Consider the following 18,395-nt stretch of genomic DNA (forward strand, 5'->3'; position numbering starts at 1 on the left):
AGGGTGTTGGCCCTGTGCTAGAGGATGGCCTCTAGGAATAGGCCCAAGCTGTGCCTTGAGGCCGCCTGGTCGGGCTGTGGCTAGAATCGCCGCGACTTGGCCCTCTGGCGTTGATCAACGGCGTTAGGTCATGGCCCTATGACAGTAGTCCTTGATTGGAACCCTGCAGCATGCATTCGACTGCTTTGACCCTGGCTCTGGCCGCCTTGTTTTCAACTTGTGCGGTCGCGCAAGAGGTTGCGCCGCCGGCAAATGCCGCCAGCGCTTCGGTGAGTTCGGCGAGTGCAGCCAGCGCGGCTGCACTCGGCGCCGATGCCGAGGTCGAAATTGTTCCGATGAAGGAGGGTGAACAAGCGATCCCGATGACAGCGGCTGCGGGTGCTTTTTGCATCCTGGCTGGCCAACCGCCCAGCGAGTTGCGCTACACCGTGGTGCGCCGCTTGAAGGTGGCCAAGGGCACCTATGGCGGCATCAAGGACATCTTGCCCAAGCTGGTGGACTACGCACGAAGCTCGGGCGCCGATGCCATCATCCAGTACAACGGCTCACAGCGCTTTGGCTTCTGGCCTTGGCGCATGGTGCGGCCAGTGGTCACGGGCGTGGCGGTCAAATGGAGCGAAGCGCATGGCCGAGAGTGTTCGGCGATCGGTGGTTCGACCCTCTCCACCATCTTGGCGACGGACAAGGGCCCGAGCAAATAAGCCCCAGCCAAGCTTGTCGACCTAGGGGGAAGGGCGCGCTGCGGCGCCCCGCTGGGTAAAAACATCGGTGCACTTTGGCCCAGGCCGGGCTATCGTCGCATTTCGCTTCACCCTTGGAGATTCACTGATGAACAAGCAAATCTTGCGTGCCGTTTTCGCCCTGACCCTGCCGCTGGTCCTGGGCGCTTGTGCCGTTGCGACCCACGACCATGGTTCGGGCGATAAAAAGATGGGCGATATGCATCAAGGCATGATGGCCAAGATGGGGGCGGCGACTTTGTCGCCCTTGGCCATAGGCCCGCAGGTGTCGGGTCTGGTGGTGTTCCATCAGATGGACGGGCATTTGATGGCGCATGTGAAGCTGCGCGGCCTTGAGCCGATGAGCGTGCATGGCTTCCATGTGCACGAAAAATCATCCTGCGCCAGCGCCGATTTCACCAGCGCCGGTGGGCACTTCAATCCCGATGGCAAGCCTCATGGCGAGCAAAGCGGCGAGCGTCATGCCGGTGATATGCCCAATCTCACCGCCGACGCTCAGGGTCTGGTCGATCAGAAAATCATGCTGCACGGCGTGACGCTGGCGGCCGGCGAGCGCAGCATCGACGGCCGCACCGTGATCGTGCATGCCGCGGCGGATGATTACAAAACCCAGCCTACCGGCAACTCCGGGCCGCGCATTGCCTGTGGGCTGATTGCTCGGCACGGTTGAGTCCGGCGGATGCCGATCGGGCATCCGGCATCCTTCTGCCAGCAAGAAAAAAGCCCGCGCGAGCGGGCTTTCTCATTGGGGTTGAGTGCTTGCGGCTCAGTGACGGAAGTGACGCACGCCGGTGAAGACCATGGCGATGCCGCGCTCGTTGGCGGCGGCGATCACCTCGTCGTCGCGCATCGAGCCACCGGGTTGGATGACGCAGGTGGCGCCGGCATCGGCCAGCACGTCCAGGCCGTCGCGGAAGGGGAAGAAGGCGTCGCTGGCGACCACCGAGCCCTTCAGTTCCAGGCCGGCGTTGGCGGCCTTGATGGCGGCGATCTTGGTCGAGTCGATGCGGCTCATCTGGCCGGCGCCCACGCCCAGGGTCATGCCGGCGCCGCAGAAGACGATGGCATTGCTCTTCACATACTGGGCCACGGTCCAGGCGAACATCAGGTCATCGAGCTGCTGAGCGCTGGGCTGCAGGGTCGTGACGATCTTCAGGTCTTCCTTCTTGAGGAAGTGGTTGTCGGCGGTTTGCACCAGCAGGCCTGAGCCGACGCGTTTGACGTCTTGTGCGTTGCGGCCCTGATCCCAGGGGCGTGCACCGCCGGCCGGCAGGTTGATTTGCAGCAGGCGCACATTGACCTTGGCCTTGAAGATCTCCAGCGCTTCGGCGCTGAAGCTTGGGGCCATCAGCACTTCGACGAATTGCTTGGAGACATGGGCGGCAGCGGCGCCGTCTACCTCGCGGTTGAAGGCGATGATGCCGCCGAAAGCGCTGGTCGGGTCGGTCTTCAGGGCCTTGGCATAAGCTTCGGCCGCGTTGGCAGCCACGGCCACGCCGCAGGGGTTGGCGTGCTTGACGATCACGCAAGCGGGCACGTCGAAGCTCTTGACGCATTCCCAGGCGGCGTCGGAGTCCGCGATATTGTTGTAGCTGAGTTCCTTGCCCTGCAGCTGCTTGGCCGAAACCAGCGAGCCGGGTGCGGGGAACAAGTCGCGGTACAAGGCGGCGGTCTGGTGGCTGTTTTCGCCGTAGCGCAGGTCTTGCACTTTGACGAAGCTGCTGTTCATCTGACCGGGGTACTCGGACAGCGTACCTTCTTCGGTGCGTGCGCTCAAGTAATTGCTGATCGCAGCGTCATATTGAGCGATGCGGTTGAAGGCGGCGACGGACGCGGCGAAGCGGGTCTTGTCGCTGGTCTTGCCATGGGCCTTCAGCTCGGCCAAGACTTGGGCGTACTGGCCGGCGTCGGTCAGCACGGTGACGTCCTTCCAGTTCTTGGCCGCGCTGCGCACCATGGCCGGACCGCCGATGTCGATGTTCTCGATGGCGTCTTCCAGCGTGCAACCGGGCTTGGCCACGGTGGCTTCAAAGGGGTAGAGGTTGACGGCCAGGATGTCGATCATGGTGATGCCGTGCTGAGCCGCGGCAGCCATGTGCTCGGGGAAGTCGCGACGCGCCAGCAGGCCGCCGTGCACCTTGGGGTGCAGGGTCTTGACGCGACCGTCCAGCATCTCGGGGAAGCCGGTATGGTCGGCCACCTCGGTCACGGGCAGGCCGGCATCCGCCAGCAGCTTGGCCGTGCCGCCGGTGGACAGCAGGCGCACGTTCAGGGCGTGCAGCTCTTTGGCAAATTCAAGGATGCCGGTCTTGTCGGACACGGAGATCAGGGCGGTCAGTTGGGACATGGTCTTTTTTCGGAAAGGGAAGGGGTAAGCGCGTGGGCCGGACTCAGAGCAGCTTGTGCTCGGTCAGCTTGCGGCGCAGGGTGTTGCGGTTGATGCCCAGCCATTCGGCGGCCTTGCTTTGATTGCCAGCGGCGCGTGCCATCACCACTTCCAGCAAGGGTTTCTCGACGACTTGAATCAGCATCTCGTGCATCGAGTGCGGTTCTTCGCCGTCCAGATCGCGGAAATAGACTTCCAGGTTTTCGCGCACGCAGGCATCGATCGGTTTCGGGGTCATGCCTGTAGCCTCAGTTCTTCTTCGTTGTCATTGGCAGCCATTGTTGAATCTTCCTGGCACTTGGCAAGATAGGGCAAGCGCTCATATTGCTCGGCCAGTGCGTCGAACCAAGCGCCCAGGGCGTGGACTTGCGCCGCGCTGCTCTCCAGGCGGTTCATGGTTTGACGGAAATCTTCACCACCCGGCAGGTCCACCACCGCCCAGCCGATGTGCTTGCGCGCCGTGCGCATGCCGGTCAGCTCGCCGTAGAGGCTGTAGTGCTCGTGCAGGTGTTCGATCAGCCAGTCGCGCGCCTGCAGCACGGTGGGCGCCGGCAAGTTTTCGCCGGTGGCCAGGAAATGGGCCATTTCGGCAAAGATCCAGGGCCGGCCTTGGGCGGCCCGGCCGATCATCACCGCATCGGCGCCGGTGAGGGCCAGCACTTCCTTCGCCTTGGCCGGGGAGTCGATATCGCCATTCGCCACCACCGGAATTTGCAGCGCCGCCTTGACGGCTGCGATGGTGGCGTACTCGGCCGCGCCCTTATAGCCCTGCTCGCGGGTGCGGCCATGCACGGTGACCATGGCCACGCCGGCGTTCTGGGCGGCCAGCGCCAGGCGCACGGCGTTCTTTTCGCTCTCGCACCAACCGGTGCGCATCTTTAGCGTGACCGGCACGCCGTGAGGCGCTGCGGCTGCAACCACCGCCTCGATGATCTGCAGGGCCAGCGGCTCGTCTTGCATCAGAGCCGAGCCGGCCCATTTGTTGCAAACCTTTTTGGCGGGACAGCCCATATTGATGTCGATGATCTGGGCGCCGCGATCGATGTTGTACTGGGTCGCCTCGGCCATCATGGCAGCGTCGGTGCCGGCAATCTGCACCGCGATCGGTCCAGCTTCTCCGTCGTGGTTGGCACGCCGCGAGGTCTTTAGGCTGTTCCACAAGTCCTTGCGCGAGGTCACCATCTCGCTGACCGCATAGCCCGCGCCCATGCGGCGGCAGAGTTGCCGGAACGGCCGGTCGGTGACGCCGGCCATGGGCGCCACAAACAAATTGTTCGGCAATAGATGGGAGCCAATCTGAAAGATCGGCGGCTGGGCGGGCATGGGGGAGAAACTCAGGGGTGCTCAAAAAAGAGGCAAAATTATACCTTCCTCGGCCTGTCTCGGGTCTTACTGCTGAACTTGGGCCACTCGCGCTGTCGGCGGCGCCGTCCAGTGGGTCGCCATAATCAGCCGGATGGAAGTTGCTCTCGAAAGTTTGATTCACAGCCTGTTGGCCTTTTTGGCCATCCCCAAGGTGGGCCTGGTCAGCGTATTTTTGATCGCCCTGGTGTCGGCCACCTTGCTGCCGCTGGGCTCGGAGCCGGCGGTCTTTTTATTGATCAAGGCCGATCCCAGTTTGTTTTGGCCGGCCGTGCTGGTAGCTACGGCGGGCAACACCTTGGGTGGCGTCATCAGTTGGTGGATGGGCTATGGCGCCGAGCGGGCCTATGAGCGCGCCACCCATCGCGCGCCGCCGAATCCGCGTGCCTTGGCCTGGCTCGGGCGCTTCGGCGCCAAGGCCTGTCTCGTGAGCTGGCTGCCGGTTGTCGGTGACCCCTTGTGCGCGGTGGCCGGTTGGCTACGTTTGCCTTTCTGGCCTTGCGTGGCCTATATGGCAATCGGCAAATTCGCCCGCTATGTGCTGATGACGGCCGCCTTGCTGTGGGTATTCCCGGGGGGGCTTTGATTCCCCCAAAGGATGATGCGGCCTGGCTTGCGTAGACAATGCTCGCTTGCCCACCGCAAGAACCTTTCTCATGAGCACACCCGCTTACAACGAGCTTCACCAACGTCACCAACGTCTGCATCGCCTGGCGCATTTGCAGTCCATCGCGCAATGGGATCAGTCGGCCAATATGCCGACCAAGGGCAACGAAGCCCGCTCGCTCGCGCTGGCCGAGATGGGCGGCCTGCTGCATCAGCTGGCCACCGAGCCACAGCTGAAGGGCCTGCTGGCCGCCGCTGCGGCCGAGCCGCTGAGTGCCGACCAGGCCGCCAATCTGCGTGAGATGGGCCGCGCCTGGCGCGCCTCGAACGCTTTGCCGCAAAGCCTGGTGGAGGCCAAGTCGCTGGCCAACTCGCGCTGCGAGCATGCCTGGCGCAGCCAGCGTCAGGCGCATGACTGGGCCGGCCACCTGCCCTTGTTGAAGGAATGTGTGCGTTTGGCTCGAGAAGAAGCGCGCTGCCTGTCCGAGAGCAGCGGTCTGGGGCTGTACGACGCCTTGATGGACCAGTACGAGCCGGGCATGCGCTCGGCCGAGGTGGACCGCGTGTTTGGTGATCTGCGCAGCTGGTTGCCGCAGCTGATCAAGGACGTGCAGGCCAAGCAAGCGAGTGAAACCGTGCAGCGCCCGCAAGGCCCATTCACCAAGGCCGCACAACGCGCGCTGGGCCTGGATGCCATGCAGCTGATGGGCTTCGACTTCGAAGCCGGCCGCTTGGATGAAAGCGCCCACCCCTTCTGCGGCGGTGTGCCCGAGGATGTGCGCATCACCACCCGCTATCGCGAGGATGACTTCCTGCCCAGCCTGATGGGCACCATCCACGAAACCGGTCATGCCCGCTATGAGCAGAACCTGCCGCAGGCTTGGCTGGGCCAGCCCATGGCGCAGGCCCGCTCGATGGGTTTGCACGAAAGCCAAAGCCTGAGCTTCGAGATGCAACTGGGCAGCCACCCGGCCTTCGCCAAGTTGCTGAGCCCCCTGGTCATCAAGCATCTGGGCGCCCAAGAGGCGTTTGAACCGGCCAATTTGAACCGCTTGCTGACCCGGGTGCACAGCGGCTATATCCGCGTGGATGCCGATGAAGTGACCTATCCCGCCCACGTGATCTTGCGTTACGAGATCGAGCGGGCGCTGATCGAAGGGCAGATTGAATGCGAGGACATCCCGGCCCTGTGGGACGCCAAGATGATGGAGCTGCTGGGCGTGGACACCCGCGGTAACTTCAAGGATGGCTGCATGCAAGATGTGCACTGGAGCGGCGGCCTGTTCGGCTACTTCCCTTGCTACACCTTGGGCGCCATGTACGCGGCGCAGTGGTTCGCGGCGATGCGCCGCGAGCGCCCGAGTTTGGATGCAGACATTGCTGCCGGCAATCTGGCGCCGGTGTTCGACTGGCTGCGCGACAAGATCTGGCATCAAGGCAGCCGCCTGGAGACGCCCGATTTGGTCAAGGCCGCCAGCGGCGAGACGCTCAATCCGGCGCACTTCAAGGCGCATTTGATGAGCCGCTATCTGGGCTAAAGCTCAGGGGGCAAGGCAAAAGAAAAGGCAGCTCAATGAGCTGCCTTTTTTTGTTGGGGCTTGTCGCTGCTTCTGCGTCGTCCGGTCTCTACTCCCTCCGCCGCTGCAGCAAGCTCTCAACAATGATCAAGCCTGATTCTTGCGGCGCTTGATCATGCCCATGGCCAGCAAGCCACCGGCCAAGAGGGCCATGCTGCTGGGTTCAGGCACTGCATTCAGAGCGACCTTGTCCAGCGAGGTGCCGTAGCCGTCCGACTTGCCATGCGCTGCAAAAGTCAGGGTCTCGACTTTGCCGGTACCCTGGAAGCGGGTGCTGAAGGTGTTCCACTTGGTCACCGTGTTGTCGCCCACCAAGCCGCTGTGGCCGGCAAAGCTCCACTCGATGCCATTGCTGCCGGCGCCTTTTTTGCTGTCGGCGCGGTTGGCGTAGGCAAAGCTCAACTCGTACCACTGGCCTTCGATGGTGGCGATGGCTTGGCTGATGTTGGAATTTCTATAAACATCCAATTCAACGAAGTTCTTGCCGTCAAAAGCGTTGCCCGCGACGTTGTTGCGCAGCTCGACCTGGTTCTTGTCGACTGTCCAGTCGCTGAGGCTCCGTAGGGGGGTCCAGCTCTTATCGGCCAAGCTGTTGGCTTCGAAACTGCCGTTTTTCACCAGGTTGGGGCCCAGGCTGGGGCTGGCGGCGGCCAACATCGGGGCGAGGGCCAGGGCCAGAGAGAGAATTTTTTTCATTTAAAAAAGTAATCGTTATTGCTTGAATCGCAATGCCTGGACATTGCTGTTGACATTGCCATTGATTCTGGGCGGCGGACGGTTTTCGGTCAGCCCCGCATGCCGAGGGGGCTAGCAGTGGGTTCGTGAATTTGTGCGCGGATTTGCTGGTCAAAGACCTGGCTGTTTTCGCTTTGAACGAGCGGGCGCCGTTCCAGAAATCAAAAACGTCGCCCCGCCGGGGCGCTCAGTTGCTGTGCAAGCGGCCTTCGATGCGGGTCAAGGCGCGCCGCAAGCGTTTCAAAGCGCCGGCCGTGCGGGCCTGAGCGTCGTTCTCTAGATCGCCCAGCAGGCGGCAGTCGCGGTCGGCCAAGACCGCTGCATTCAGACTCAGCCCGTGGCGCGCCAACTGCGGGCCCAGCATGTCGGCCCGCGCACGCAGAGCGGCACGGGTGGTTTGATAGGCATGCTCGGCCAGATGGTGGCGCTGCGAGTAGCTGAAGGTGTTGGCCATGAACATTTCGGCATCGCGGTGGTCGGGTTCGAACAGGACGATGTCGGTGTCCGGATGCGTATGTTCGTAGCGCTTGATGCCCAACTCTAGGCGCGAGTGAATCAGCGAGCGAAAGGTCTGACTCATCACCAGCGGGAAGCCGCCGTCCACCAAATGCGGAATGCGGGCTCGCTTGGCGCGGGTGGAGTTGGCCGGGTCGGATTCGTAGGGCACCAAAGGGTTCAGGCAGATCAGCAGATCCAAACCTTCCTTCAGCAGCACCGAGGCGTGCAGGGTCTTCTTCAACGCCCCATCGACATAATGCCGACCTTCAATGGCGACCGGCGGGAACAGGCCCGGCAGTGCGGCACTGGCTTGCACGGCCAGCGAGATCGGCACATGGTCCCAGCCGGGCATGCCGAAGGGTGTGGCCTCGCCGCTGTCCAGATCGGTGGCGACCAAGACCAGACGCTTTTTCAGTTGGCGGAAATCATTGCTGCGACCGGGCTGGCTGAATTGCAACTGCAACTGTGCGGCCAAGGCGTCACCCGAAAGCAGGCCGGTGGGCAAGGCCGCACCAAGCCGCTCGAAGGCGCCGAGCACCGAGCGTCCTTGCACCAGCGTGGCCCAACTGGCCTTGGCCAGCAGTCCGGGTAAGCGCTGCAGACGATCGAGGTATTCCTGCCAGGCGGGTTGCAGTAGCTCGGCCGGGTCGACGCTGTCGGGGGCCGGGGCGCTGTTTTCGATGAAAGCGGCGCACAACTCGCGCGGATTCAGGCCGTTGGCCAAACCCGCGGCGATGAAGCCACCGGCGCTGACGCCGATATAGCCATCGCAGTCGGTGAAGTTGAGGCCGTCGATGGCCTCCTCCAGGGCGCACAAGGCGCCGATTTCATAGATGGCGCCGAGCGGACCGCCGCCTGCCAGGGCCAGGCCTATGCGCGGACCTGACGGCTTAGCTCGACGCTTGCCGCGCGGCCGTCCGACTGCTGCTTGCAAGTTGAATCAGCCTCGGCCTAGATCAGGCCTGGACTGCCGTTGCCGCAGCTTCATTCACCGCTGCCGTAGTGGCGGCAGCGCTGGCGGCCACTTTCTTGACGGCTTTGGTGGCCACCTTGGTGGCGGCCTTGGCTGCCGGCTTGGCCGCTGCCTTCACGGCTGCGCCAGTCTTGGCTGCGGCTTTCTTGAAGGGTGTGGCCACAGGTGCGGCTGCCGGCTTGGCGCTGGCCTTGGCGGCAGGCTTGGCCTTGCTGGCGGTCTTCACGGCGGCCTTCACTTCGGGCTTGGCCTTGGCGGCGGGCTTGGCCGCTGCCTTCTTGACCGTGGCAGCAGGCTTGGCTGCTGGCTTGGCGGCCTTGCTCGACTTCTTGGCCGGCGGCTGGATGCCAACAGCGGCGCTGAGGGCGTCGATGCGTTCGATCAGTTCGGCCACATCCTTGGCCGAGGGCACGCCGAGGCGGTTCAGGGCACGGGCAACGCGATCTTCAAAGATCGATTCCAGCTTGTCCCAGTGTTGGCCGGCCTTGTTGCCGACGTCGCCGGCCATGCCGGTGACCTTGCTGGCCATGGCGCCGAGCTTTTCTTCGGCGGCCGATTGTGTCTTCTTCTGCAGGCTCATGCCTTCTTTCACCAGGGCCTCAAAGACCTTGCCGCCTTCGCCCTGTGCCTTGGCAAAGGCGCCCAGGCCGGCAGCCCAGATGTGTTGTGCGGAATCCTTGATGCCTTGCGCCAGATTGCCGTCCAGCAGGCCGGCCGGCAGCGCGCCGCCGAAGGCGCCATTGGAAGCAGTGTTCTTCTTGGCAGCCATCTTCTGAAGCTTCTTGACCATGTTCTCAGTCCTTTTGCGGTGGTTGGCGCACGGTTTGTGCGGGGAATGGTTTCACTATAGATCGCTCTGCTGCCGCTGTGCCGGCGGAACCTAGACAGTGTCCCCTACCTAGGGAGGGCTCACCAGCGGGGTTTCGAGCGTTTTTTGTCGCCGAGGCCTCGAGGCCGCTCTGCGGGTAATCGCGCAGCGATGGCCTTGCTAGGATGGTCAAGAATCACAGGCAAATCAGTTCTATCAGGAGACCTCAGCATGCAGTATTTCGTCACCGGGGCAACGGGTTTCATCGGCAAACGCTTGGTCAAGAAGTTGTTGGCTCGTCGAGGCAGCACGGTTCACTTCTTGATGCGCGAAGAAAGCCGCGACAAATTGCCCGAGTTGCTGGCCTTCTGGGGCGTCAGCAAGACGCGCGCCTTGCCCGTGTTTGGCGACCTAACGGGCAAGAAGCTCGGCGTGGCGGCGGATGATATCAAGCGCCTGAAGGGGCAGATCGATCATGTCTACCATCTGGCCGCGGTCTATGACCTGAAAGCCGACGAGGCCAGCCAGATGGCGGCCAATGTCGATGGCACGCGTAGCATGGTCGAATTTGCTCATGCCATCGACGCCGGCCATGTGCACCATGTCTCCTCGATTGCCGCGGCCGGCCTGTACGAAGGCGTGTTCCGCGAGGATATGTTTGATGAAGCCGAGGGTTTGGACCACCCTTACTTCATGACCAAGCACGAGAGCGAAAAAATCGTGCGCAAGGAGTGCAAAAAGCCCTGGACCGTTTACCGGCCCGCGATGGTGGTGGGCGACTCCAAGACCGGCGAGATGGACAAGGTCGACGGCCCCTATTACTTTTTCAAGCCGATCCAGCGCCTGCGTCAAATCCTGCCGCCCTGGATGCCCTCGATCGGCCTGGAAGGTGGACGCGTCAACATCGTGCCGGTCGACTATGTGGTCGATGCGCTCGATCACATCAGCCACCTGAACGGCAAGGCCTCGGGTCGTTGCTTCCATTTGGTCGACCCGGTCGGCTACCGGGTGGGCGACGTCTTGGACATCTTCTCCAAGGCCGCCCATGCGCCGAAGATGAATCTGTTCATCAATGCCGCCTTGCTGGGCTTCATTCCGAAGAGCGTCAAGAAGGGTCTGATGGCCTTGGCGCCGGTGCGGCGCATCCGCCATGCGGTGATGAAGGATCTGGGTTTGCCGGAGGATATGTTTACCTTCATCAACTACCCGACCCGTTTTGACTGCCGTGAGACCACGGCGGCGCTGAAGGGCTCGGGCATCGCCTGCCCGAATTTGCATGACTACGCCTGGCGGCTTTGGGACCACTGGGAGCGCCATCTCGACCCGGACCTCTTCATCGACCGCAGCCTGCGCGGTGCCTGCGGTGGCAAGGTGGTGCTGGTGACCGGTGGTTCCAGCGGCATTGGCCTGGCGGCGGCGATCAAGTTCGCTGAAGCCGGCGCGATCACGGTGATCTGCGCGCGTGACGAGATCAAGTTGGCCGCGGCCGTTAGTGAAATCCGCGCCGCGGCCGGCGCCGATGCCAAGGTTCACAGCTACTCGGCCGACATTGCCAATGAGGAGAGCTGCAGGGGCATGATCGCCTGGCTCACCGAAAATTTCGGCGGGGTGGACTTCCTCATCAATAACGCTGGACGCTCGATCCGGCGCGCTATCGAGGGCAGCTACGACCGGTTCCACGACTATGAGCGCACCATGCAGTTGAACTACTTTGGCTGCCTGCGCGTGACCATGGGCCTCTTGCCCGGCATGGTGGCCAAGAAGAAGGGCCATGTGGTCAATATCTCCAGCATCGGCGTATTGACCAATGCGCCGCGCTTCTCGGCCTATGTGGCCAGCAAGGCGGCCTTGGATGCCTGGACGCGCTGCGCCTCGAGCGAGTTTGCCGATCAAGGCGTGACCTTCACCACCATCAATATGCCGCTGGTGCGCACGCCGATGATTGCGCCGACGCAGATCTACAAGAATGTGCCGACGCTGGCGCCGGAGGAGGCCGCCGATATGGTGGCGCAGGCCTGCATCGCCAAGCCGGTGCGCATTGCCACCCGACTGGGCATCACCGGCGAGTTGTTGCACGCGCTGATGCCGCGGGTGGCGCAGATCGTCATGAACACCAGCTTCCGCATGTTCCCGGACAGCGACGCCGCCAAGGGTGAGAAGTCGGGCAAGTCACAGCTCTCGCCCGAAGCGATCGCGATGCAGCAAATGATGAAGGGGATTCACTTCTAATTCGCGCCAAGCGGATCTGCGATTGCCTTGGCCGTGGGCCAAGGCAATCAGTTCATCGAACGTTCAATCACTCAGCAAGGCCATGCGGCCCAGCGTGTGCAGATGCGCTTCGAGCGCTTCTAGTGAGGTGATTTCGGTAGCTTGGTTGGCGCTTGGGTCCTGTGTAGAGGCTTCGCTCATGGCTTGCAGCAATTGCGGCCGATTCCTGCTGCCGTCCATCAAGGTCAGTAGGCGCCGCACCAGCGGGTCCTCGATCTTCAACATATCGTGCCGCAAGGTGGTCAGCAAGTCGGCCTGCGGATCGCGTCGCAGCTGGGCGCGTGCCAGGGCGCTGGCCATGGGCTGGCTGCTCGCCTGGGTGCACAGCCGCAGCGGCCGCGCATGCAGGCGCACCACGCCGGTCATCAGCGCCGAATGCATCAGCCGCAGCAACTGCGCTTCGCTCTGATGGCCACCATGCGCTTGTAGCAATCGCTGCAGCAAGTCCGGCACCGGCAGACTGTTGGGTGAGGCCGCGGTCAGCCATTCAATCAGCTCATGCAGGCAGGCCGACTCGCTGTGGGCGATGAGGCTGTCACGGTCGCCTTGCAGTTTCGCGTCGCTGCTGAGGTGAAAGCCGAGCAAGTGCTCGGGCTGCGGCTCGCGCTGCAAGCTTTGCTCGGCGTGGCAAAGCAAGGTCTGGCGAAAGCGGCGCTGCCGCATGAAGTCGCGGTATTGCTCGCGGCTGAGCGGGTCTAGCGCCTGCAAGGTCTGGCGGGCCAAGGGGCTGAGGCCTTGCGTGCCCATCGCTGCCAACTCGGCTTCGCCCAGAAATTGCAGACCGTGCTGCTGCGCATGCTGGTTGAATTGGTGAAAGTAAAAGGGCTGATTGGTCTCGGCCAAATCATCATGGAAGAGCACACCGGGCGGGCTGCGCAAGAGCCGGTCGAGTTCGGCCTGCATGGCCTGGCCCTGCAAATCGGGTTGCAACTGCGACTGGCGCAGCAGCTGCGCCAGGGAGCGCGCCTCGGTGACACGTTGCGCCGGGTCTGTGATGCCTTCCACGTGAAAGCGCAGTGACTCCCAGACCTCGGCCCTTCGGTGGCAGCCCGGATAGCAGTTGTAGCTGACAAAGGCCAGCCCCCTTGGACTCAAGAGCCTGGCCAGCCGGCGCATCAACGCTTCGCGCAGCGGCGCGTCGACCCAGGAGTACAGGCCGTGGACGAGGATGTAGTCGAAGCTGCCCGCTTCTTCATGCAAGGTTTGGAAGTCCTGCGCGTGCAATTGCAGATTGCGCAAGTCCAGCTCCGCCGCGAGCGACTGCCCGCGCGCAATCGGTTCCTGCGCCAGGTCGACGCCGACAAAACGGCTGTGCGGCAACTCCAAGGCCATCGGGATCAGATTGGCGCCGTCTCCGCAGGCAATCTCCAGCACCCGACAAGCCTCGGGTGGCGCCGCGGCCAGACCCCACCAGGCAGCCAAGCCAAAGAGATGGGCGATGTGGCTGTCGGGATAGGCCAGGCCGGGGTAACTGACGCTGTCGTAGCGATTGTTTGCGCTCATCGTGGCCGGTGCTCCATGCGTGGATGGGGCATGGTAGGCGAACCGACGCGCTGTTCAGCAGCTTTACAAGGCCCTAGAACCTGGGTCTTGTGGTTTGGCGGGTGCGGCCACAGAATCGGACGCCCAAGCAGCTTTGGGTTCCCCTTTTGCAGTTTCTGGAGGTTCCATGAAAGACAGCAAGCATGTGGTGACAGGCGTATCGACGGGCTTGATGCGGCCCCTGCTGGCCGGCAGTTTGGCCTTGGCCTCGGCCGGCTCGGCGCTGGCGGCCAGCGATATGTTTCTTTTTCTTGATGGCATCAAGGGCGAATCGACCGATGCCAAACACAAGGACTGGATCGATCTGAAATCCTATTCGTTGGGGTTCAGCCGCTCTGACACACTGGGCTCAGGCGGCGGAGGCATGGGCAAGGTCAATTGCGGGGATGTGTCGGTGCTCAAGACCATCGACAGCTCGAGCCCGCGTTTGATGCAGGCCGTCATGTTGGGTGAGCGCGTGGGCAAGGCCACCATCAGCTTCCGCGCCGGCAGCACCGGTAAGGCCTCCAGTTCGGTGGACTATTACACCGTGGACATGGCGGGCGTTCAGGTCGACTCGGTCGCGCAGTCGGATGCTTCGGGCGATGCCAGTCGGGTCACCGAGAGCGTCAGCCTGCGGGCGGAAAAGTTCCACTTCAGCTATCGGACTCAATTGCCCGACGGCAGCTTCTCCCCCCCCAAGGTCTTTGATTTTGACTGCATGTCCGGCAAGGGCTCTTGAGCGGCCGCTGCGCCAGCTAAAAAGCAAAAGGCCACCGTTGTTGACGGTGGCCTTTTGTTTTGGGCTTGGCGAAATTTGCAGGGCTCAGTGATGCCACATCAGCAGGCGAGTGCCGGTGGTGTCCAGATTGCCGATGCTGATCATGCCCATCGAGGCATTGCTGTTGAAGCTGCCGGCACCGGCGGCGACGATGTCCGACAGACCGAACTGCGCGTTCAACTTGCCCGACCCCAGCGTGATCTGGCTGCCGCCTTGGCCGTCATAGCCCAGTTGAAGGGCGTTGCCGAGACCTGCGGCCTTGACGGCAGCGGCGAATTCGGCCGGCGAGAGCTTGCTCTTTTCAGCGTTCAACTTGTCCAGGCTGAGCAGATCAAACAGGCCGGCAGAGGGCAGGCCGTTCAGGGCATTGGGCAGCGCGGTTTGCTGCTGGCCGCCGTTGACGGTGCGCATTTCATCATCGCTGAGGCGCTCGGGCATGGCCCAGGCCGACGTTGAGAAGGCCATCGCGGCTGCGGTCATCAGCAGGCCTTGGGACAACTTCTTGGCGCAGTGGGTGAGCATGGCAAAGACCTCGTTTGGTGTTGAATCGCTAGGCCTTGTTGGGCCACTGGATGCAATTTTCAAAGCCGAGGCTGGCCCTGAATAGCCCTTGGCGGCGACGCAGCGGGCCGGTTCGTGACATTCGCAGCAGTCTGGCCGTTTTGCTTGTGAGGCTGTTGCCGGACCGCGATGCGGCGGGGCGCGCGCTTCGTGATGCAGTTCTCGCTTGAGCGAAAACGCCCGCTCGCGCCTGTCGCGTCGCCGGGCCGATGGACTCGAATCAGAGGGCTTGGTCGGCCGGCAACACGGCCAATCGGGTGGCCACAGCGCTGAGCGCGATCTGGTGCAGCATTTCGCTGACGGTGCAGCAGCAATCACTCAGGATGCTGACCTTGGCATACGACTCGGCCGCTTTGGAGATGGCGGTGTGGGTGACGCAGTTCTGCGTCATCATGCCGGCCACCAGCAATTCGCTCACGCCCAGATCCGCCAGCGTTTGCGTCAGCGTGGTGCCAACGAAGGCATCGGCAAAGTGCTTGACCACGATGGGCGCGTCGGGCGCTGCGGCCAGGATGCGGGGGTGAATCGCCACACCGGCGCTGTCGGCATTGAAGAAGGGGGAGGGGCCGCGGCTGGCGTCGGCAATGTGCTGGATGTGGATGATGGGCATGCCGGCCGCGCGGGCCTTGCCGATGGCGTGCTCGATACGGGTCAGGGTGGCCTCGGTGTCGTGCAAGGGGAATTTGCCGCCGGCGAAATAGTCCATCTGAATGTCGATCAGCAACAGGGCTTTGTGAGTTGGGTTCATCGGTTGTGTCTCGGTGAGGGAGTGGGTATGCGCTTGGGTGAAGGCATGCCGAGATTGTTGGTGCCAGGGGGTTTGACGGCCAGCGGCCCGAAGGACATCGAGCGATAAGATTGGGCCAATACCTTGCAGAGGCCGGCCCATGTCCACCCACTCGATTGCTGTGCTGGCCTTTGACCAGATCAGCCCTTTTCATCTGGCCGTGCCTTGCGCGGTGTTTGGTGAGTCGCATCCCGACGCGCCGCACTTTGACCTGCGCGTCTGTGCCGCCGAGCCCGGGCCGCTGATGACGACGGCCGGTTTTGGCTTGACCGTGACACACGGCCTGGAGGCGCTGAAAGGGGCCGGCACCATCATCGTGCCGAGTTGGCGCGACCCGCAGCAGCGTCCGCCGCAGGCCTTGCTCGATGCCTTGCGGCGCGCCCACAAGCGTGGCGCGCAACTGGTTGGGCTTTGTCTGGGCGCCTATGTGCTGGCCGAAGCTGGCCTGCTGGACGGGCGCAGCGCCACCACGCATTGGGCCTATGCGCAAGACTTTGCGGCGCGCTTTCCGCGTGTGCGGGTTGATGCGGACGTGCTCTATATCGACGAGGGCGATATCTTGACCTCGGCCGGCACGGCCGCCGGCATCGACGCCTGCCTGCATTTGCTGCGTCGCCAGTACGGCGCGGCGCCAGCGAACAGCGTGGCGCGGCGCTTGGTGGTGCCGCCGCATCGGCAGGGCGGGCAGGCCCAGTTCATTGAGCAGCCCTTGCCGCACAGTGCGCGGGACACGCGCTTGTCGGCGGTGATCGAGCATGTGCGCGCCAATGTGGCCCAGGCCCACAGCTTGGATAGTCTGGCCGAGCGCGTGTTGATGAGTCGGCGCACCTTTACCCGGCGCTTTCGTCAGATGACCGGCAGCACGGTGGGTGACTGGTTGCTGGCCGAGCGCCTGGCGCGCAGCCAGCAGCTGCTGGAAGGGGGGGGCGCCTCCATTGAGCAGATTGCCGAGGCCGCAGGTTTTGGTTCGGCGGTCTCGCTGCGGCAGCACTTTCGCGCTGCTTTTGGCGTCTCACCGAGCGCCTGGCGGCAGACCTTCCGTGGTGGGGTTGGTGAGCGTGAATAGCAAGTTATGGGCGCATCATTATTCGGGATGCTAGACCTTCAGCGACCCGCAGGGTCCGGCTGCCTCGCGCATGGTCTGGTGTTTCGTCAGCCGCAGTTTCTATGCTTGGTGGCGGGGGAAAGATTCGGCTCGCTGCCGCTACTCTTTCCTCTATGTGTTGAGGGGCAGGTCAACGCAATAGCAACGCTGCGCCCATCACCCCCACGCCCAAGCTCAAATTGGTGGCCAGCCAGATTCGAATCTGCCCCAGGGCTTGATCGCCGGCGGCCCAGTCCTCGGCCGCAGCGCTGCGCGCGAGTCTTTTGAAGAGCGCGAACTTGATGTGCAGGAAGGTGGCCACCATCAGGCTGCCAAGGATGGCCATGATGGTCCAAGCCAAAGGCATCTGGAACACGCCGCCGGATTGCACCACTTGTCTAGCTACCCGGCCCAACATCCAAATGCCGCTGCCCATGACCAGCAAGGCCGCCCAGAGTGTGGCGCGCAGAAAGCGCCCGAGGACCTCATGCATCAAACGCACCCGTGCCGGCGCGTCGAGTTGCGCTGTGGCGGGTCGCAGGAACAAGTAGTTGAAGCTCATGCCACCCAGCCACAGAACAACAGCCAAGAGGTGCAGCGTTTTGAGAATGGCGTAGATCATTGAATGGGTGTTGCGAGTGCGGACTGGGGCTGAGGAAGTTCAGGCTTTGCCTGCGAGGGTGTGGCGCCTAGCCAAGGCGATGAGGGCATGAAGAATAGCGCCCAGAATCAGCAGCAGTACGCAGCCCAGGCCCCAAACCAACCAGACCAGAACGGACAGTCCGCCCGCCAAGGCGGGGAGCATGCTGAGCAGCGATTCCCAGATCGGCTGCAGGCTGCTCAGCAGGGCGGCCAGTGCCTGGGTCAAGTCGGGCGGCAGCCAGGGCCCAAGAATTTCTTGCAGCGGTGCTGTCGCGCCCGCCAAGCCGCCGGTGTTGGCGGCCCCCCACTGGCTCAGCGCATGGAAGGCCCAGGCGGTCAGTGACCACAGTGCGATGAGGCTGAGTACGGCAAACCAACTGAGTGCGTAGAACATGAGGGCGAGTGTTTAAGGCGCTGTTGTGAAAGTGATGGGCGGCTGGCCTCAGGCCGCATGAGGCTGGGGCGTTCGGGCGTTCGGCGCCGGGATCATGGGTGGCTGGCTGTTCGTCTCGGCATTGAGCTGCCAGTGGCGGTAGGCGGCCTCCAGCACCAGCGCTTCGCCATCGGCGAGATGGGCGTCGGCCGAGGCTGCCGCCAAGGCCAAGCGCAGCACCTTGCGCTGCAACTGCGGTTCATCCACTTCGGCCATCAGCGCGGCCAAGCTGGGTTCGTCGATGCTGGACATCATGGAGGCTGAGCCATAAGCGCTCATCAGCAGGTCTTCACAGAGGGTGCGCACGATGGGCGTTAAGCCTTCGGCGAGCAGACCGAGCTCTTTGGCGGCATCCAGTTGATCCAGGGCTTCAAACTCCGCACGGCTGGCATTGCCATCAGCAATCAGGACCAGGCTGACGATGCGAGCGGCGGCTTCGGGGCTGTTGCGGGGATAGGAGCGCATGGTGGGTGTCCTTGTTGAAGGTCTGAGGAGTGGCGGGCGGGCTTGATCAGTTCGACGAGGTTTGGAGTATGAGTTCGATGGCCAAATAAAAAACATTGGTTTCATTGATTTTTACTTCTGAAAAAGCAGAGTATTCAGAAGGACTTGGAGGCAATAGCAGCACCATGC

At 62.9% G+C, this 18,395-nt stretch carries 19 protein-coding genes; 7 read left to right on the forward strand and 12 right to left on the reverse strand.

What is annotated here, in order from left to right; translation table 11 throughout:
- Positions 1 to 170 precede the first annotated feature (170 nt).
- Together WG899_RS13295 and WG899_RS13300 are read left to right on the forward strand one after the other, a co-directional pair.
- Positions 171 to 701 (forward strand): hypothetical protein, encoded by a 531-nt coding sequence (locus WG899_RS13295; RefSeq protein ID WP_339596135.1) that lies wholly within the window; start codon positions 171 to 173, stop codon positions 699 to 701.
- Positions 702 to 828: 127 nt separating this feature from the next.
- Entirely contained in the window at positions 829 to 1,410 is a 582-nt protein-coding gene (locus WG899_RS13300; RefSeq protein ID WP_339596136.1) for a superoxide dismutase family protein, read from the forward strand.
- A 96-nt stretch (positions 1,411 to 1,506) separates the two neighbouring features.
- On the opposite strand, the gene purH is transcribed toward WG899_RS13300, so the two are convergent.
- From purH to dusB, 3 genes are read right to left on the reverse strand one after another with little or no spacing between them, the layout of a single operon-like run.
- A complete protein-coding gene (gene purH, locus WG899_RS13305) occupies positions 1,507 to 3,087 on the reverse strand; it encodes a bifunctional phosphoribosylaminoimidazolecarboxamide formyltransferase/IMP cyclohydrolase (RefSeq protein ID WP_339596137.1) in 1,581 nt (526 codons plus the stop codon).
- Between the two features lie 43 nt (positions 3,088 to 3,130).
- Positions 3,131 to 3,364 (reverse strand): Fis family transcriptional regulator, encoded by a 234-nt coding sequence (locus WG899_RS13310; RefSeq protein ID WP_263537410.1) that lies wholly within the window; start codon positions 3,362 to 3,364, stop codon positions 3,131 to 3,133.
- A complete protein-coding gene (dusB, locus tag WG899_RS13315; RefSeq protein WP_339596138.1) occupies positions 3,361 to 4,449 on the reverse strand; it encodes a tRNA dihydrouridine synthase DusB in 1,089 nt (362 codons plus the stop codon). Before dusB ends, WG899_RS13310 begins: the two co-directional genes overlap by 4 nt.
- A gap of 133 nt (positions 4,450 to 4,582) precedes the next feature.
- Here dusB and WG899_RS13320 point away from each other — a divergent pair, with 133 nt between their 5' ends.
- Together WG899_RS13320 and WG899_RS13325 are read left to right on the forward strand one after the other, a co-directional pair.
- Entirely contained in the window at positions 4,583 to 5,074 is a 492-nt protein-coding gene (locus WG899_RS13320; protein WP_339596139.1) for a YqaA family protein, read from the forward strand.
- A 70-nt stretch (positions 5,075 to 5,144) separates the two neighbouring features.
- Positions 5,145 to 6,632, forward strand: coding sequence for a carboxypeptidase M32 (locus WG899_RS13325; protein ID WP_339596140.1), 1,488 nt, complete (start codon positions 5,145 to 5,147; stop codon positions 6,630 to 6,632).
- 126 nt (positions 6,633 to 6,758) lie between these two features.
- Here WG899_RS13325 and WG899_RS13330 read toward each other — a convergent pair whose 3' ends face one another.
- From WG899_RS13330 to WG899_RS13340, 3 genes are all read right to left on the reverse strand, one after another.
- A complete protein-coding gene (locus tag WG899_RS13330; protein ID WP_339596141.1) occupies positions 6,759 to 7,367 on the reverse strand; it encodes a DUF642 domain-containing protein in 609 nt (202 codons plus the stop codon).
- Between the two features lie 226 nt (positions 7,368 to 7,593).
- Positions 7,594 to 8,838, reverse strand: coding sequence for a patatin-like phospholipase family protein (locus WG899_RS13335; RefSeq protein WP_339596142.1), 1,245 nt, complete (start codon positions 8,836 to 8,838; stop codon positions 7,594 to 7,596).
- 22 nt (positions 8,839 to 8,860) lie between these two features.
- Positions 8,861 to 9,667, reverse strand: coding sequence for a phasin family protein (locus WG899_RS13340; protein WP_339596143.1), 807 nt, complete (start codon positions 9,665 to 9,667; stop codon positions 8,861 to 8,863).
- 249 nt (positions 9,668 to 9,916) lie between these two features.
- Here WG899_RS13340 and WG899_RS13345 point away from each other — a divergent pair, with 249 nt between their 5' ends.
- Complete coding sequence (locus WG899_RS13345) at positions 9,917 to 11,914, forward strand: SDR family oxidoreductase (RefSeq protein WP_339596144.1); 1,998 nt, start codon at positions 9,917 to 9,919, stop codon at positions 11,912 to 11,914.
- Positions 11,915 to 11,977: 63 nt separating this feature from the next.
- Here WG899_RS13345 and WG899_RS13350 read toward each other — a convergent pair whose 3' ends face one another.
- Positions 11,978 to 13,456, reverse strand: coding sequence for a methyltransferase regulatory domain-containing protein (locus WG899_RS13350; protein ID WP_339596145.1), 1,479 nt, complete (start codon positions 13,454 to 13,456; stop codon positions 11,978 to 11,980).
- A gap of 166 nt (positions 13,457 to 13,622) precedes the next feature.
- On the opposite strand from WG899_RS13350, the gene WG899_RS13355 reads away from it, so the two are divergent.
- Positions 13,623 to 14,216: an Hcp family type VI secretion system effector gene (locus WG899_RS13355; RefSeq protein WP_339596146.1), complete on the forward strand. Its 594-nt coding sequence runs from the start codon at positions 13,623 to 13,625 to the stop codon at positions 14,214 to 14,216.
- 84 nt (positions 14,217 to 14,300) lie between these two features.
- Here WG899_RS13355 and WG899_RS13360 read toward each other — a convergent pair whose 3' ends face one another.
- Entirely contained in the window at positions 14,301 to 14,777 is a 477-nt protein-coding gene (locus WG899_RS13360) for a hypothetical protein (RefSeq protein ID WP_339596147.1), read from the reverse strand.
- A gap of 259 nt (positions 14,778 to 15,036) precedes the next feature.
- Positions 15,037 to 15,564, reverse strand: a complete 528-nt coding sequence (locus tag WG899_RS13365) for a cysteine hydrolase family protein (protein ID WP_339596148.1) — start codon at positions 15,562 to 15,564, stop codon at positions 15,037 to 15,039.
- A 139-nt stretch (positions 15,565 to 15,703) separates the two neighbouring features.
- On the opposite strand from WG899_RS13365, the gene WG899_RS13370 reads away from it, so the two are divergent.
- Positions 15,704 to 16,669: a helix-turn-helix domain-containing protein gene (locus tag WG899_RS13370; protein ID WP_339596149.1), complete on the forward strand. Its 966-nt coding sequence runs from the start codon at positions 15,704 to 15,706 to the stop codon at positions 16,667 to 16,669.
- Between the two features lie 169 nt (positions 16,670 to 16,838).
- Here WG899_RS13370 and WG899_RS13375 read toward each other — a convergent pair whose 3' ends face one another.
- Genes WG899_RS13375 through WG899_RS13385 form a run of 3 tightly spaced genes read right to left on the reverse strand, consistent with a single transcriptional unit; the run spans position 16,839 to position 18,227 of the window.
- Complete coding sequence (locus WG899_RS13375) at positions 16,839 to 17,309, reverse strand: CopD family protein (RefSeq protein WP_339596150.1); 471 nt, start codon at positions 17,307 to 17,309, stop codon at positions 16,839 to 16,841.
- A 39-nt stretch (positions 17,310 to 17,348) separates the two neighbouring features.
- Positions 17,349 to 17,723, reverse strand: coding sequence for a hypothetical protein (locus WG899_RS13380; RefSeq protein WP_339596151.1), 375 nt, complete (start codon positions 17,721 to 17,723; stop codon positions 17,349 to 17,351).
- A gap of 48 nt (positions 17,724 to 17,771) precedes the next feature.
- A complete protein-coding gene (locus WG899_RS13385) occupies positions 17,772 to 18,227 on the reverse strand; it encodes a TerB family tellurite resistance protein (protein ID WP_339596152.1) in 456 nt (151 codons plus the stop codon).
- Between the last annotated feature and the right edge of the window lie 168 nt (positions 18,228 to 18,395).

The sequence above is a fragment of the Paucibacter hankyongi genome (assembly GCF_037482915.1).
GTDB lineage: Bacteria > Pseudomonadota > Gammaproteobacteria > Burkholderiales > Burkholderiaceae_C > Paucibacter_A > Paucibacter_A hankyongi.

Bases quoted from the DNA above. Each gene is read 5' to 3' on its own strand.
- WG899_RS13295 (WP_339596135.1), top strand. From the start codon at position 171: ATGCATTCGACTGCTTTGACCCTGGCTCTGGCCGCCTTGTTTTCAACT.
- WG899_RS13300 (WP_339596136.1), top strand. From the start codon at position 829: ATGAACAAGCAAATCTTGCGTGCCGTTTTCGCCCTGACCCTGCCGCTG.
- purH (WP_339596137.1), bottom strand. From the start codon at position 3,087: ATGTCCCAACTGACCGCCCTGATCTCCGTGTCCGACAAGACCGGCATC.
- WG899_RS13310 (WP_263537410.1), bottom strand. From the start codon at position 3,364: ATGACCCCGAAACCGATCGATGCCTGCGTGCGCGAAAACCTGGAAGTC.
- dusB (WP_339596138.1), bottom strand. From the start codon at position 4,449: ATGCCCGCCCAGCCGCCGATCTTTCAGATTGGCTCCCATCTATTGCCG.
- WG899_RS13320 (WP_339596139.1), top strand. From the start codon at position 4,583: ATGGAAGTTGCTCTCGAAAGTTTGATTCACAGCCTGTTGGCCTTTTTG.
- WG899_RS13325 (WP_339596140.1), top strand. From the start codon at position 5,145: ATGAGCACACCCGCTTACAACGAGCTTCACCAACGTCACCAACGTCTG.
- WG899_RS13330 (WP_339596141.1), bottom strand. From the start codon at position 7,367: ATGAAAAAAATTCTCTCTCTGGCCCTGGCCCTCGCCCCGATGTTGGCC.
- WG899_RS13340 (WP_339596143.1), bottom strand. From the start codon at position 9,667: ATGGTCAAGAAGCTTCAGAAGATGGCTGCCAAGAAGAACACTGCTTCC.
- WG899_RS13345 (WP_339596144.1), top strand. From the start codon at position 9,917: ATGCAGTATTTCGTCACCGGGGCAACGGGTTTCATCGGCAAACGCTTG.
- WG899_RS13350 (WP_339596145.1), bottom strand. From the start codon at position 13,456: ATGAGCGCAAACAATCGCTACGACAGCGTCAGTTACCCCGGCCTGGCC.
- WG899_RS13355 (WP_339596146.1), top strand. From the start codon at position 13,623: ATGAAAGACAGCAAGCATGTGGTGACAGGCGTATCGACGGGCTTGATG.
- WG899_RS13360 (WP_339596147.1), bottom strand. From the start codon at position 14,777: ATGCTCACCCACTGCGCCAAGAAGTTGTCCCAAGGCCTGCTGATGACC.
- WG899_RS13365 (WP_339596148.1), bottom strand. From the start codon at position 15,564: ATGAACCCAACTCACAAAGCCCTGTTGCTGATCGACATTCAGATGGAC.
- WG899_RS13370 (WP_339596149.1), top strand. From the start codon at position 15,704: ATGTCCACCCACTCGATTGCTGTGCTGGCCTTTGACCAGATCAGCCCT.
- WG899_RS13375 (WP_339596150.1), bottom strand. From the start codon at position 17,309: ATGATCTACGCCATTCTCAAAACGCTGCACCTCTTGGCTGTTGTTCTG.
- WG899_RS13380 (WP_339596151.1), bottom strand. From the start codon at position 17,723: ATGTTCTACGCACTCAGTTGGTTTGCCGTACTCAGCCTCATCGCACTG.
- WG899_RS13385 (WP_339596152.1), bottom strand. From the start codon at position 18,227: ATGCGCTCCTATCCCCGCAACAGCCCCGAAGCCGCCGCTCGCATCGTC.